Origin of the sequence: Corynebacterium pseudokroppenstedtii, from assembly GCF_019754945.1 — a bacterium.
GTDB classification, from domain to species: domain Bacteria; phylum Actinomycetota; class Actinomycetes; order Mycobacteriales; family Mycobacteriaceae; genus Corynebacterium; species Corynebacterium pseudokroppenstedtii.
Window position 1 is genome coordinate 210,397 of sequence record NZ_JAEUWU010000003.1, and the last position, 14,345, is coordinate 224,741.

At 59.9% G+C, this 14,345-nt stretch carries 10 protein-coding genes; 6 read left to right on the top strand and 4 right to left on the bottom strand.

Annotated elements, in window-relative coordinates; all coding sequences use genetic code 11:
* Positions 1-11 precede the first annotated feature (11 nt).
* Positions 12-3,818 carry a magnesium chelatase subunit H gene (gene bchH / locus JMN36_RS06165; protein WP_204088257.1) on the bottom strand — a complete coding sequence of 1,269 codons (3,807 nt, stop codon included), beginning with the start codon at positions 3,816-3,818 and terminating at the stop codon, positions 12-14.
* 224 nt (positions 3,819-4,042) lie between these two features.
* Here bchH and typA point away from each other — a divergent pair, with 224 nt between their 5' ends.
* The 6 genes from typA (at position 4,043) to dapC (ending at position 11,581) form a co-directional block, all read left to right on the top strand.
* A complete protein-coding gene (gene typA / locus JMN36_RS06170; RefSeq protein ID WP_204088258.1) occupies positions 4,043-5,965 on the top strand; it encodes a translational GTPase TypA in 1,923 nt (640 codons plus the stop codon).
* Between the two features lie 99 nt (positions 5,966-6,064).
* Positions 6,065-8,038, top strand: coding sequence for an ABC transporter family substrate-binding protein (locus tag JMN36_RS06175; RefSeq protein ID WP_204088259.1), 1,974 nt, complete (start codon positions 6,065-6,067; stop codon positions 8,036-8,038).
* Positions 8,031-9,224, top strand: a complete 1,194-nt coding sequence (locus tag JMN36_RS11090) for a PIG-L family deacetylase (protein ID WP_412728565.1) — start codon at positions 8,031-8,033, stop codon at positions 9,222-9,224. Before JMN36_RS06175 ends, JMN36_RS11090 begins: the two co-directional genes overlap by 8 nt.
* Positions 9,225-9,237: 13 nt before the next feature.
* On the top strand, positions 9,238-9,750 hold the full coding sequence (locus JMN36_RS06185; RefSeq protein WP_204088260.1) for a hypothetical protein: 513 nt from the start codon (positions 9,238-9,240) through the stop codon (positions 9,748-9,750).
* Positions 9,751-9,994: 244 nt separating this feature from the next.
* The gene (fdxA, locus tag JMN36_RS06190; RefSeq protein WP_204088261.1) at positions 9,995-10,312 is read left to right on the top strand and encodes a ferredoxin; all 318 of its coding nucleotides are present in this window, start codon (positions 9,995-9,997) and stop codon (positions 10,310-10,312) included.
* 120 nt (positions 10,313-10,432) lie between these two features.
* Positions 10,433-11,581, top strand: a complete 1,149-nt coding sequence (dapC, locus tag JMN36_RS06195) for a succinyldiaminopimelate transaminase (RefSeq protein ID WP_204088262.1) — start codon at positions 10,433-10,435, stop codon at positions 11,579-11,581.
* 9 nt (positions 11,582-11,590) lie between these two features.
* Here the strand turns inward: dapC and JMN36_RS06200 are convergent, their stop codons facing one another.
* The 3 genes from JMN36_RS06200 to JMN36_RS06210 all read right to left on the bottom strand — a co-directional run bounded on the left by JMN36_RS06200 (position 11,591) and on the right by JMN36_RS06210 (position 14,273).
* The gene (locus JMN36_RS06200; protein ID WP_012731280.1) at positions 11,591-11,791 is read right to left on the bottom strand and encodes a hypothetical protein; all 201 of its coding nucleotides are present in this window, start codon (positions 11,789-11,791) and stop codon (positions 11,591-11,593) included.
* A 22-nt stretch (positions 11,792-11,813) separates the two neighbouring features.
* On the bottom strand, positions 11,814-12,803 hold the full coding sequence (gene dapD, locus JMN36_RS06205) for a 2,3,4,5-tetrahydropyridine-2,6-dicarboxylate N-succinyltransferase (protein ID WP_204088263.1): 990 nt from the start codon (positions 12,801-12,803) through the stop codon (positions 11,814-11,816).
* A 66-nt stretch (positions 12,804-12,869) separates the two neighbouring features.
* Complete coding sequence (locus tag JMN36_RS06210) at positions 12,870-14,273, bottom strand: amino acid permease (protein ID WP_204088264.1); 1,404 nt, start codon at positions 14,271-14,273, stop codon at positions 12,870-12,872.
* Between the last annotated feature and the right edge of the window lie 72 nt (positions 14,274-14,345).

Genomic DNA, 14,345 nt, shown 5'->3' on the forward strand with positions numbered 1-14,345 from the left:
TACGATTCGCGTTAGTGCCGGGCGGAAGACATCGGAGTAACACCTTCGACGGTCGCATCCAGGCTATCTGAAATATCTTCCAACTGGTCAAGCACATCATCGTCCGCCTCCCACAGACCACGGTCCGCGGCCTCAAGCAGACGCTCCGTCATCGAGAGAACAGCTGCAGGATTGTGGTCGGCTAACCGTTCGCGCATGTCGTCGTCGGTAATAAAAGTGGAAGCAGTTCGGTCGAAAACCCAATTATCGACGACGCGGGCCGTAGCCTGCATACCGAACGTGTTCTCAAAACGAGACCGGATGTTCGCCACGCCCTGATAACCGTGTTTGAGCTGGGCTTCATACCAGGCGGGGTTGAGCAGGCGCGTCCGAGACTCCAACCTCATCGCATCATCCAGCGACTCGACATTGGTCTCATGCTGCCAGGCGTGAGAGACCTTCGCGGACGGGCGCGCACCCGATACCGTCTCGACGACGCTGGACACACCGCCCAGGAACTCGAAATAATGGTCGACGCCGGCCAATGAAATCTCAGTCGAATCCACATTCTGGAATGTGGCGGAAACGCGAGACAAACTTGACTCGAGGAGAGCCCGGTTCTCCTTGCCTTTCACGTGCTTGCCCCACGCGTGGCCCATGCGGTGCAGATACACCTCGGCCAAATCGGAATTGTCGTCCCACTCTGAGGACTGCACGAGCTTATTGACGCCGGTCCCATAATTGCCCGGCGCGGTCGCATAAATGCGGGTCGCGGCCGAATCCAGGTCCAGGCCAAGCTCTTCCGCCTGTTGCATGGCGTGGGCGCGGACGGGGTTGTCCTCTGGTTCTTCGGGTAGCGACGCGATGGCGTGGATGGCGTCGTCCAGCAGCTCCATGGGGCCGGCGAGAAGATCTCTGCCGACGCCCGACATCGTGCAGACGACGTCAACGCGCGGGCGTCCCAGCTCCTCGAGGGGAATGATCCGATATCGGCTCACACGCCCCCGTTCGTCGGTGAGGGGTTCTGCGCCGATCAGGTGAAATGCTTGTGCGATGCCCTCGCCATTGGTTTTGACGTTGTCCATTCCCCAGATCACCATGGCGATGGAGTCGGGGTAGTGGCCTTCTTCGTGCCGCAATTGTTCGATGAGTGCGTCGGCGGTGGCGGCGCCCCGCCGGGTCGCGGTGGGGGTGGGCATGGTTGCCGGGTCAGCGCCGTGTGTGTTCCGGCCGGTGGGGAGGGATTCGGGACGTGATGCGGGTTCTCCGCCGGGCGCGGGTGGAACATAAGCCCCGGATAGCGCAGTGAGGAGCCCGTCGGTTTCCTGTGAGGACGTTAATAGGGAGTGGAGCCGACGGAGGTGGCGGAACCACGACGTTGGGGTTGCAGTTGTGGCCTCAGAGCCGTTCGCGGACTCGGAGCCGTTTGTAGCCTCCGCATCATTATCGAATGCGCCCGCCACGAGGGAAGTAAATCGCGCGAAATCATCGTTGACGACGGCGTCGACGGCCTCCGTGATGTGTTCTTCGTCCAAGTCATCAGCAAGGGGATCGGATGTCGCCAGCGGGTAGGTGCAGGCGAGGCTCAGTATCCGCGCGGTTTTGTCATGGCTGAGAGGCTCGCCGAGTGTGTGGAGACCTTCTGGAATAGGGGTACGGCGGATCCTCTCTGCGGTAGCGGAAACGTTACTGACCCATTCGTGCCAGGGGTTGTGGGAGCCGTCGTCCTCGCCCGCATCGCCATTCGCTTCATCACCGCTGTTGGGCGGTGGACAGTCAGTCAGATCCGCTTCGGCGGCCAGCGTGACTAATTCAGAACAGGTGTCAGCATTCAGCTCCACCGAGCCATCCTTTGCCGACGTCAGCAGCCGGAACGCTTCCTCGGCGGCGGCGGCCAGGGCGCCGTGGAGCCCAGCGTCGATAAGTTGAGGAGTGAGGTAGCTGACTAAACCGGCGAAGGATCGACGTTTCGCGATCGTGCCCTCAGCGGGGTTGCTCATGGCGTACAGGTACGAGTGCGGGACGCTGCCGGTGAGGAGCAGGGGCCAGTCGTCCCTGATCAGGCCGGTGGAGCGCCCCGGCATGAATTCCAGAGCCCCGTGGGTTCCCCAATGGAGCATGACGTCGTGGCTGAATTCGTGTTCGAGCCAGAGGTAATAGGCGGCGAAAGAGTGTGAGGGGGACGCCTCGGGTGCCATGAGGACGTTGAGGGGGTCGGCAACGTCGCCAAAGTCGGGTTGGACGCCGATGAACACGTTGCCAAGACGAACGCCGCGGATGAAAAGCTCGCGGCCGTCCGTGTCGATCATTCCCGGGGTTCGCGTCCATAGTCGGTCGATCCGGCTGACCTGCGACGACGTTAACGCCTCGTTGTACTCCGTGGCGGGCCATGTTGCTGCGACATGGCACGTACTGCGGTTACCCGCGTCGGAATCAAAGAGACTATCGACGAGGGCCTCCGGAGATTTGGGAATCTCGACGGTATAGCCCTCCGCACGGAGGTGGTGGAGGAAATTCCACAGCGAGCGGAATACATCGAGGTGCGCGGCGGTACCGATTGTGCCGTCGGCGTCGTGGCCAAAAATGGTGATGGAGAGTTTTCGTTGTTCCGCGGGTAGGCGGCGGAGTGCCACTGTTCTGATGGTGCGGCTCACTACGAGTGCGCACATGTAGGGGTCGGGGAGCATCCGCTCGACGGCGAGGCGCGGGTCGACGGGGCAATCGGGGTCGTCGGTTTCAACGGCCGGGATGCCGCGCCCGCCGATCACCCACGGAGCTAGCCCTGATTCGAATTCAGGGATAGCGATATTCATTGATACCTGGCCCGCTGTCAGACCAGGCAGATCCGACGTTTGCCACCGATCCAATGCCATCCGCAAGAGGGGGACCGGGGTGATCATGGGAACACCGGAGTCTGTCAGGAATTCGACGCCATTATCGACGCGGGGGTTCGCGTGCGTTCCCGCAAGCGTGAAACCAGTGAGGTTCATCCATGCGTCCACGTCTGGCGGAGGCTCGACGCTATCTGGTACGTCGGTGGGATCGCCTGCCCACACGATGGCTGTAGCACCACTGGACTCAACGAGTTTCGCGATATACGAGACCGCGAGCGTGTCGTGGCTGGCAACTTGGAACGGGCTGGCGGCAATTCCAATGCGTACGCCTTTAGGAGCGTGAACGATGTGGGGGCGGTCATCCCCGTCGGCCGAAGTTTCCTCATCGGCCGGAGCCACGGAATATCCGCAGGCCCGCAAGAGGTTATCGTCGTCAAGAGAAATGATGCCGTGTGGGCGCGACCGCGCGAGAGAACCAGGATCGGGTGCCCCGGCTAAGACTGTTTGGACCAGGCGGATGGCGTGGCACATTCCACCGGGCGTGAGTTGCCGGAGCGCTTCCCGCAGACGCGCTGTGATTCCTGGCCGTGGTGAGGTTGAGCGGTCAACAATGGGGTCGGCACAGGGAACCGATGCGGAAACGACGAACGCACGCCCAGACTCGTGCGCTTCTTCAATGGCCCTGTCAAGGGCCGTACCCAGAGCGTCGATATCCTCCGGTGTCATCGGACCTTGCACAAACACGGCATCAGCAGCAGCCAGTTCTGCATCAAGATCGTCGGCCGTTGCTAGCATCCCGGCATCGAAAGGCCGGTGACGTAAATCAACCGGTGTGGTCGCGTCGGCACTCGTACCAGCATCAGTCCCGGCGTCGGCACTCGTGCCCGCAGCGGTCTCGTCGTCGGGAGTCGCAGTGTCTGCGGCATACTTTTCGCGGAATTCGTCCCATGCGGAGTGCATTGTGAGCGCAATGGACCCACCGAATCCGAGAAAAAGAATGCGCATGACAGTGTCCTAACAAGAAGTTGGCGTGACAACGAACCGAGAGCGAACCAAGGCTGTACCACCACACAGCATAGGAAAGATGAAAGGGATGGGGGGGAGGTGGTAGCCTGAGCACGATTCGCACGTTCGGGTGCCCCATTGTGTGACCGGTGGAGATGCCGCGTCACGCTCGCTCATCGCCCTTGACCTACGGTGAGCTTTTCTACCCCAGGAGATTTTGCTCAGTGAGCCATCCAGAGTTTCGCAATGTTGCCATTGTCGCCCACGTTGACCATGGTAAAACCACACTTGTTGATGCCATGCTTCAGCAGTCAGGCGTGTTCGGCGATCATGACGAGGTCGTCGACCGGGTCATGGACTCGGGGGATTTGGAGAAGGAAAAGGGCATCACCATCCTCGCCAAGAATACGGCTATCCATCGCAAGGGGATGGGCAAAGATGGCACCGATTTGATTATCAACGTCATCGACACCCCCGGCCACGCCGACTTCGGTGGTGAGGTTGAGCGCGGACTGTCCATGGTTGACGGTGTTGTCCTCCTTATCGACGCTTCCGAGGGGCCGCTTCCTCAGACGCGTTTCGTGTTGGGCAAAGCGCTGGAAGCGAAGATGCCCGTCATCATCGTCGTCAATAAAACCGACCGTCCCGACGCTCGTATCGACGAGGTTGTCGACGAAGCCCAGGACCTTTTGCTCGAACTGGCCGCGTCCTTGGACGATCCGGAGGCGCAGGAAGCCGCCGAAAAGAACCTGGAGCTGCCTGTTCTTTATGCGTCCGGTCGCGCCGGGAAGGCGTCCACGGAGAACCCCGGCAACGGCAATGTCCCGGAGGCCGAGGATCTGCAGGACCTTTTCAACGTGTTGTATGACGTGTTGCCGGAGCCCTCTGCTGAGATCGACGCTCCTCTGCAGGCACACGTCACCAACTTGGACTCCTCCTCGTTCCTGGGGCGTATCGGCCTCGTGCGCGTGTTCCGCGGCATCCTGAAGAAGGGCCAGCAGGTCGCCTGGATCCACCACGATAGCGACGGCAACCCGCACACCAAGACCGCGAAAATTTCGGAACTTCTGCGCCAGGACGGCGTGAAGCGCGTCCCCACCGACCAGGTCATCGCCGGCGACATCGGAGCCGTCGCTGGTATCGACGAAATCATGATTGGCGACACCCTCGCGGATCCAGAGCACCCCGAGGCAATGCCACCGATCACCGTCGACGAGCCAGCGATCTCGATGACCATCGGTGTCAACACCTCGCCCTTGGCCGGTCGTGGTGGCGGTGACAAGCTCACCGCTCGGCTGGTGAAGTCCCGTCTGGAGCAAGAACTCATCGGTAACGTCTCGTTAAAAGTCTTGCCGACCGAGCGCCCAGATGCGTGGGAAGTTCAAGGCCGAGGCGAAATGGCACTATCCGTGCTGGTCGAAACCATGCGCCGCGAAGGCTTCGAGCTGACCGTCGGCAAGCCACAAGTGGTGACCCGCACTATCGACGGCACACTGCATGAGCCCTTTGAGCACCTCGTTATCGATGTTCCGTCGGAGCATCAAGGTGCCGTCACACAGCTCATGGCCTCGCGTAAGGGCACGATGCTGTCCATGGACAACGGTGCTGGCGGATGGATCCGCATGGAATACTCCGTGCCTGCCCGTGGGCTCATCGGATTCCGGACCACGTTCATGACGGAAACCCGGGGTACGGGTATCGCGAACTCCTACAGCGACGGGTACAAGCCGTGGGCCGGCGATATTAAGGACCGGGCGTCGGGATCCTTGGTCGCTGACCGCGCCGGGCAGATCACCGCCTACGCCTTGCAGCAGCTGGCGGACCGGGGTCAGTTCTTCGTCGAACCTGGTGTTGAGGCCTATGAAGGCATGGTTGTTGGCGCGAATAACCGCGAAGAAGACATGGACGTCAACATCACCAAGGAAAAGAAGCTGACCAACATGCGCTCCGCGACGGCGGAAACGACGGTCACGCTGGCCAAAGCGCATACCCTTTCTTTGGACGAGGCCATGGAATTCTGTGGTGGCGACGAATGCGTCGAGGTCACACCGAAGAACATCCGTGTGCGTAAGGTGATCTTGGACGCCAAAGAGCGAGGACGTGCTGCTGCGCACGCTAAGCAGAAAGCGAAGCAGGGTAAGAAATAACGACGGTGGCCTTTATGGCCGCGATGGACAATGAACACAACGCGTAAACGACATCGATCCACCATGCGGGTGCGCTCTTATGCTCACCCGTGTGGTGTGATGTCCACTGCCGTGAGGGCGGTCGTGGCCACGGGCGTTGCTGTGGGGGTTGCGTCCACATCATTACTGGCCGGGTGTAGCGCGCGCCCCGGGTCGGCGCCCGTCGTCAATTCCGGCGACGGGAATAAAAACAATGCCGACACCGTGTCCCAGCAGTCGGAAAAAATTACGTTTGCGGTCAGTGATGTCAGCCCGGGGTTTAATCCGCATTTGGTTTCCGACGACACCCCGTTGGTCGATCACATGGCCTCACTGGTGCTGCCCAGCCCGTTCGTCGAAAAAGATGACGGTGAACTGGAGCTGAACCAGGACCTGCTTGATTCTGCCGACGTGGTGGAAGGCAATGGGGGAGCATCGTCAGCATCGACGCCATCATCAGAATCGTCGGCGCCTTCTGAGGCAGCGTCGTCTCAGCCGTTTACGGTGCGTTATACGATCGCGTCGGATGCGCAGTGGTCGGACGGCACTCCGATCACGGGAGCCGACTTTGAGTATTTGTGGAAGCAAATGATCTCGCAGCCTGGGGTGGAAGACCCGGCGGGGTATGAAGCGATCAGCAGCGTGACCTCGACGGAGAGTGGCCATCAGGTAGACGTGCATTTTGATCGGCCGTACGTGGCGTGGCGGTCGCTGTTCACTAACCTGCTGCCCAGCCACCTGTACCGCTCATCCAGTAATTTCCAAACGATGTTGAGGGACTCGGTCCCTGTCTCGGGCAACCGGTTTTCGGTGGAGTCGATTGATAGTGGCCGTGGCATTGTGACACTGGTGCGCAATGACCGCTATTGGGGAAGCAACCTCGCGAAGACGGACAAGATCGTCCTCCAGGCCCAGGATAATGCTGCTGAGGCTGCGGAAATGTTGCGCAATGGCCAGGTCCAGGGGGCTGCGTTGCGTCCGAAAGCAACCACGCAGCTGTCGCTGGATTCGGTGCCGCATTCTGTGGTGCAGCTGTCGCCGAAAAACCGGTACCTCATGTTGTCGCTGAACACGGCCGCCCCGCATATGGATGATGTGGGGGAGCGCGCGCGGATACTCAACAGTGTGGATAGGGATACCGTTGCCCGCATCGCCGGGGAGCGGATGGAAGTGAGCGCACCGCATGATGAGGCCACGATTTCGGGCACCTCTGTTCCCGGGTCGGAGTCCGCATTCCCATCGTTATCCAGGCCTTTCCGGATCGCCGTTGATCAGTCGGATGACGCCGCAGTGACGGCCGCGCGCACGGTGGCGGACCAGCTCACCCAGGCCGGTTTTCCCGCGAAAGCGCTTGTTATGCCGGCGCTGGGCATCGTCGAATCTGTCCTCCCTCTCGGCCTTGCCGACGCGACCGTTGCATGGCAATCGGGTGATACCACCGCATCCGCGTTAGCCAGCCACTACGGCTGCACGTCGGCTGATCGCCCGTCGAGAGAGATGGATTCCGATAAGAGTTCGGAGTTGATGGAGCCGGAGAGTTCAACGCCGTCATCGCCATCGTCTGAACCACAACCGACGTCGGATAGTGCCGCGCCTAGTGCCACGGATACCGGGGACGCACGCAAGTCTATAGAGAAAAAGTACGCCCGAGCAGCCAATATGTCGGGGTTGTGTGATCCGGAGATCGATACCCAGGTGAGGGAAGCCGCCGAGGGGTTCGCCGATGTCAATGACACGAAGCAGAAGGTCATTGAGAAGGTGAACTCCCAGGCCGTTAGCCTTGCTCTCCTCCAAGACACCGAAGTATTCGCGACGACGCCGGCCCTGGAGGCCCCTCGTTTGCCACTGAAGTCGGGCGAGCTCCCGACGACGGAACGCGGCGGAATTTTTGTCACTGCGCCGCTGTGGACGCGGAACGAGGACTACTCGGTGCTCCAGCCCGGTAGCGGTCCGACTACCGACAACAAAGGCGATACGGACGGCGAGAAGAAGAACGACAACGATAAAGCAGACGAGAACAAGGACGACAAGGAGGATGCCTCCAGTAATGAGTGATTTGCGTGGCCTCCGAGTGATGGCCGTTCATGCCCATCCTGACGACGAAGCCCTGTGGACGGGGGGATTGTTAGCGCACCTGTCCCGGCGCGGCGCTGATGTTCGCGTGGTCACGTGTACGTTGGGGGAGCAAGGTGAGGTCATTGGAGAGCCGATGCAGGGCCTCATTGCTGATGAAGCCGATATGTTGGGCGGCTTTCGTTATCGGGAGCTCGAGGATTCGCTCCGCATCCTGGGGGTGAATGGTGTTCACCATCGCCCCTGTGTGTTGGGCGGTGTGGGCCGCTGGCGGGACTCGGGGATGGTGGGAACGCCGTCGGCGGACCATCCTCGTGCATTCGTGAAGTCGGGGCAGCAAGCTGTTGACGCGCTCAAGGCCCTGATGAGCGACTTCTGCCCCGACATCGTGGTCACCTATGGGTCTGATGGTGGCTACGGGCATCCCGATCATATCCGTGCTCATGAGATCACTCATGCGGCTGTTGCAGAGCTGCCCCATGGGTCCGCACCTGAATTAGGTGGCGATGATGAGGATCTGTTTTCTGCCGTGCTGGCCCGCCGTCACGGTGGCCGCGAGACTTCTGCGGACCACGGCATTCCGGATCCCGTTATTCTCTGGGCAGTCCGTGGCGAAACAGCTCTCAAACAGGCGGGACGTGCGATCTCCCGTATTCCCGATGGATGGGTTTCTCCCAGCGGGATGGAATTCAGTTTTGTCGACGACGCTGCGAGGGCCGTCGACTCTACGTCCCCGGAGAAAACCCCGGCCAAGATCACTGAGCCAGATCTTGCCTTCGTCCCCGACGATCTGGTGGACCTTGCAGTGCAGTTAAGTGATGCGGATATCGAGGCGCAAGCGAACGCGATGGCTGCTCACGCCACGCAATTGTGGATCGCCGATGGTCGGCAGAGCTGGACGAACCCTGAGTCCGCTTGGGCTGTCAGCGACTCCACTGTGGCTCCGAAGGTATTTGCACTGTCCAACCGTATTACTCAACCGCTGATGAGAGAAGAACACTATGTGGTGGCGTACGGTGGAAGCGGCCCGTGGGCGAAGACCACTCCTGCCCCCTCCGCGTATGATTCCTCAGTCGTGCGCGCACGAGGACGGAGCGCGTTTTCATTAGATCAGACAGATGAGGGAGCAGAGCACGATACATCCGAGCAGTCTGGTCAGCGTCGATAAGCGGGGAAGAACTATGGAAAAACATTGGGGAGACCCCAACCATTCTCAGCCGCGTGAAGACGTGAGCAAGGGTGAACGCATTGCAGGCATCACCTGGTTGACCGTCGGGTCTGTGCTGTCCTTCTTCTTGGAAATGGTGTACCTGGGCAGCCGAATCACCATCGGCGGCCACACCTATCCGTTCCCCTACATGATTCTCATCGCAGCCGGCTTCAACTATGTCCTCGGGACGACGGCGCTGCTGTGGACGAAAAAATTGACGTGGGCCAGCATCCCCGGTGTGACCTGGATCGTGCTCTACTTCATTGCCGTCACGTGGCCGTCGCTGCCGGGAACGCGGGGAACAACGTGGATCGTGCCCAACCTCGTGGGAGTCCTGTTCATGATCGCCGGTGTTGCGGGCGCGGCGTGGCCGCTGATGAGGTCGGTGGTCTCGTCGATGGATCAGGTCAATCCACCTCCGCCCACCACGACGACGGGTGGCAAACGTCCCAAGGAGAAAAATAACCCCACAAAGAAAAAGTAAATAGCCTGGTAGTGGCCATAAAACACTGCCCCCACAGACGAAAAGTAGACAGATAGGTTCATTTTTTGTTTGACGCGTGGCATCATGGAACCGCTTGACGACATTGGGTGCCCCCTGATCCCAGTTCGGACAACTAGAACAGGTATGGCAAGACCAGCCACGGCGCAACGATCCGACGGTGACGACGTCGCAACGCTGCACAACAGGAAGACAACGGGAAGAAAAGGCGAAAGAGGAGGAGACTATGGCTTACACCATCGCGGAACCCTGCGTTGACGTGAAGGATAAGGCATGTGTTGAGGAATGCCCGGTTGACTGCATCTACGAGGGTGTTCGCAGTTTGTACATCCACCCCGACGAATGTGTCGATTGCGGGGCGTGCGAACCGGTGTGCCCCGTGGAAGCGATCTTTTACGAGGACGACGTCCCCGATGAGTGGATCGACTACAACGACGCGAACGCCGCGTTTTTCGACGATCTCGGATCGCCGGGTGGTGCTGCCCGGCTGGGGCCACAGGATTTCGACGCGCCCCTCGTCGCAGAGCTTCCGCCGCAAGCCTAGGATTTCACTCGGGTTCCCGAACGCTATTGTTGGGATAGTATCTGGCTGTCCGATGATCGTATTTTTCTTCCTGTACACTCGCGTCCCTGTGTCGCGTCCGTTTCTGCTGTGAGGCTTTGTATGGCGCACCCGCCCCGTATTGTTCGTTCGTCTTTGCTTCCGGATTTCCCGTGGGATTCCCTCGCGGATGCTCGCGCGAAGGCCGAATCTCACCCGGATGGGTTCATCAACTTGTCGATGGGAACACCCGTCGATCCGGTGTCTCCTGCTGCTCAGCTGGGCCTGGCAGAAAATTCTGGGGCTCCCGGCTATCCGCAAACCGTCGGCACGCAGGAGTTAAGGCAGACCATTGTCGAGGCGATGACTCGTCGCTACGGCATCATCCCGCTTGATCCTGAGCGGCAGGTATTGCCGGTGATCGGGACGAAGGAAGCTATTGCGTGGCTGCCATATCTTTTGGGGTTGGGCGAAGGGCACACCGTCGTGATCCCGGAGCTCGCCTACCCGACCTATGAGGTCGGTGCGTTGTTGGCGGGGGCGTCGATTGTCCGGGCGGATTCCACATTCCAGCTTGGCCCGCAGGCGCCGACGCTGATGTACATCAATTCGCCATCAAACCCGACGGGCAAGGTCTTGGGCCTTGAGCACCTACGGAAAGTTGTGTCCTGGGCTCGGGAACGTGACGTCATCGTCGTCTCTGATGAGTGTTACCTCGGCCTGGGCTGGACGACGAATGCCAACGGTGTTCGTGGTGAACGGCCCACGCAACCGGTGTCTCTTTTGCATCCCGATGTGTGCGATGGGGATACCACCAACCTGATTGCGGTTCATTCGCTCTCGAAGACGTCGAACATGGCATCGTATCGCTCGGGCTGGTTGGCGGGCGACGAGAAGCTCATCCACGAGCTGCTGGCTGTCCGCAAGCACGCGGGGTTCATGGTCCCTCAGCCGATTCAGGCCGCCACTGTTGCCGCTTTGAAGGATGACGGCTTTGAGCAGCTCCAGCGGGAGATTTACCGGAACCGTCGTGAGATCCTTGCCGCGGCTCTTCGCGACGCTGGTTTTACTATCGACAATTCCGAGGCTGGCCTGTACCTGTGGTCCACTCGCGACGAGCCGTGCCGAGACACCGTCGATTGGTTTGCAGAGCGTGGGATCCTCGTGGCCCCGGGCGAGTTCTATGGCCCGAAAGGTGTGAAGCACGTCCGCGTTGCCCTGACGGGCACCGATGACCAGATCACCGCTGCAGCCCAGCGGATCGCGGGGTAGAGGTAGAGGTCACCAGCGCCCTGACCGGTCCCTCCACACCCGCAGCCCGAGCCCCACGACCAAGCTGATCATCACGATCGCAGCGATAATTTTTACCGCGGTGTAGGGGACGAATGCACACGCCACGCACACCACCAGCACAACAATCAGACTGGTTGTTTGTGCTCGGTCTAATTCAGTGGGGCGTGGGGGCTTAGTTTGCTTCGCCATGTTTTTCAAAACTCTTTATGGCTTAATTCGCGTGAAGGTCGTCGTTCAGTGTCACCGTGGAGGACTGCCATGCAACGGCCTCCACGGATCCCGACAGGGAATTGCGGCGGAACAAGATGTTGTTCGCACCGGAGAGCTGAGCGGCCTTAATCGGTGAGCTGTCTTTCAGCCCCATCGCGTCTGCAACAGGCCCGCGGGCAACGACCTTAGTGCCGTAGGTGATGTACAGCCCGGCTTCGACAACACAGTCATTACCGAGGGAAATCCCGACACCGGAGTTGGCGCCCAGGAGGCAGCGCTGCCCAATAGAGATGACCTCTTTGCCGCCGCCGGACAGCGTCCCCATGATGGATGCTCCACCGCCGATATCGGTGCCGTCATCAACGACGACGCCGCCGGAAATACGTCCCTCCACCATGGAGTGTCCGAGTGTTCCGGCGTTGAAGTTGACGAAGCCCTCGTGCATGACCGTGGTGCCGGGCGCTAAGTGTGCCCCCAGGCGGACGCGGTCGGCGTCGCCAATTCGGACACCGCTGGGCATGACGTAATCCACCATGCGCGGGAATTTATCCACGGAAAATACGGTGACGGGGCCGCGGGTTGATAGCCGCGCGCGCGTCGATTCGAAGTTTTCGGTGGAGCAGGGGCCGTAATTCGTCCACACGACGTTGGTCAACTTGCCGAAGATTCCCTCCACGTTCACGGTGTGGGGGCGTGCGATGCGGTGAGATAAAAGGTGAAGGCGCAGGTAGGCGTCGTAAGCATCGGTCGGCGGGGTTGAGAGGTCTTTAATCTGAGTGCGGATCGCGACGCGACGCACGTGGCGATCTTCGTCGCTGTGTGCCGCCGCAGCGAGTTCCTCGGGGGCTTTGGAACCGAGCTCAGTGGTGGTGGTTTCGCTGATGTCGTCGCTGAGGGACGGGGATGGGAACCACGAATCCAGCACGATTCCGTCGTCGGTGATGGTGGCAAGACCATCGGCAACGGCACCTGTAGTTAAAAATGAAGTCATAGGGGCCACAATACCCAAGCGGTGCGACGTACGACGCCGAGGTGCGCAGTGGCCCCGGTGAAGCGTCTACTTCGCGGGAACCGCCGCCGCATTCCGACGACGGGCGACGGCCGACAAGGCAACCAGTGCGGCGAAGAACACACCAACGGCAATGACTTGCGGGCGCGCTGAGTTGTCGAAAAGCATGAGAACAGTCAACGCGAGCAAACCAATCAGCGCGACATAACTCATGTACGGATATCCCCACATTTTCACGGGGAGTGTGCCTTCTGCTTCCAATTCGGGCCGCAGCTTGATCTCTGAGGCGGCGATCATGAACCACAGCACCAAGAGCGAACCACCGACGATGTTGAAGAACAACTCGATGAGGTTCGCTGGTCCCCAGATCTGAAGCGCCACGGACAAGTAAGCCAGCGCCATCGAGAGGCACACCGCGCGTGTGGGGACGCCCTCGTGGTTCGTCTTGGTGAAGAATTTCAGGCCGTCGCCTTCTTTGGACATGGCGTAAATCACGCGGGAGGTAGCGTAAATCTGCGCGTTAAATGCCGACAACAGCGCCAACGTGATGATTATCTCCATGAACCCAACAACACCGGGGATGTCGGCCTGGGCGAGGACGCGAGTGAAGGGGGAATCGGCAGCGCCTTCAGCCTGGCCCAGTGTCGAATAGGGCAGAAGGAAGATAATGACCAGCACAGATCCCAGGTAGAACACCGAGATGCGCAAAATAACCGAGCGCACAGCCGTGGCGATGGCACGGCTGGGGTTCTCAGACTCAGCAGCCGCGATGGTCACAATCTCAATGCCGCCGAAAGCGAAGGCGACGGCAAGCAGACCGGCAGCGATCCCGCCCACTCCGTTCGGGGCGAAACCGGATTCCCTCACATGCTCAAATCCGACCATGGGGTGCCCGGGGAGAAGCCCGAAGATCAGAAGAATGCCGACGACCAGGAAGAAGATAATGACCGCGACTTTGATAAACGCGAACCAGTATTCGAATTCACCGAAACCACGGACTTTAGCCATGTTGATGAAGGTGAAGATGATGACGCAGACAAGCGCTGGAATCCAGCCGTCGACACCGAACCAATTACCAATAAACGCACCGGCACCGGTGATTTCGGCGCCCATGACCATGACCAGCATGAACCAGTACAACCAGCCGGTGGAAAAACCAGCCCATTGACCGAAAGCTTGTCGAGAATATGCAGAGAATGTTCCTGTATTGGGGCGGGCGGCACCGAGTTCACCCAGCATCCGCATCACCAGAACAACAAGGAATCCGGCAACGATATAGGAAATCAAGACTGCCGGTCCCGCGGCTTTAATGCCGACGCCTGTTCCAAGGAAGAGCCCTGCGCCGATGGCAGATCCCAACCCCATCATCGTGAGGTGCCGAACTTTCAACCCATGTCCCAGTTGCGAGGTGGAATCGGAAGATTCATCGCCCTGTGAAGCATTGTTCGTCATGAAGTGCCCTTTGGTATTGGGGGAGCAGTGAGCTACGCGCCCATGCTGATACATCTATTCGATCTGTTCAGA

Bases quoted from the DNA above. Each gene is read 5' to 3' on its own strand.
- JMN36_RS06185 (WP_204088260.1), top strand. From the start codon at position 9,238: ATGGAAAAACATTGGGGAGACCCCAACCATTCTCAGCCGCGTGAAGAC.
- dapD (WP_204088263.1), bottom strand. From the start codon at position 12,803: ATGACTTCATTTTTAACTACAGGTGCCGTTGCCGATGGTCTTGCCACC.
- bchH (WP_204088257.1), bottom strand. From the start codon at position 3,818: ATGCGCATTCTTTTTCTCGGATTCGGTGGGTCCATTGCGCTCACAATG.
- fdxA (WP_204088261.1), top strand. From the start codon at position 9,995: ATGGCTTACACCATCGCGGAACCCTGCGTTGACGTGAAGGATAAGGCA.
- JMN36_RS11090 (WP_412728565.1), top strand. From the start codon at position 8,031: ATGAGTGATTTGCGTGGCCTCCGAGTGATGGCCGTTCATGCCCATCCT.
- JMN36_RS06175 (WP_204088259.1), top strand. From the start codon at position 6,065: ATGTCCACTGCCGTGAGGGCGGTCGTGGCCACGGGCGTTGCTGTGGGG.
- JMN36_RS06210 (WP_204088264.1), bottom strand. From the start codon at position 14,273: ATGACGAACAATGCTTCACAGGGCGATGAATCTTCCGATTCCACCTCG.
- dapC (WP_204088262.1), top strand. From the start codon at position 10,433: ATGGCGCACCCGCCCCGTATTGTTCGTTCGTCTTTGCTTCCGGATTTC.
- JMN36_RS06200 (WP_012731280.1), bottom strand. From the start codon at position 11,791: ATGGCGAAGCAAACTAAGCCCCCACGCCCCACTGAATTAGACCGAGCA.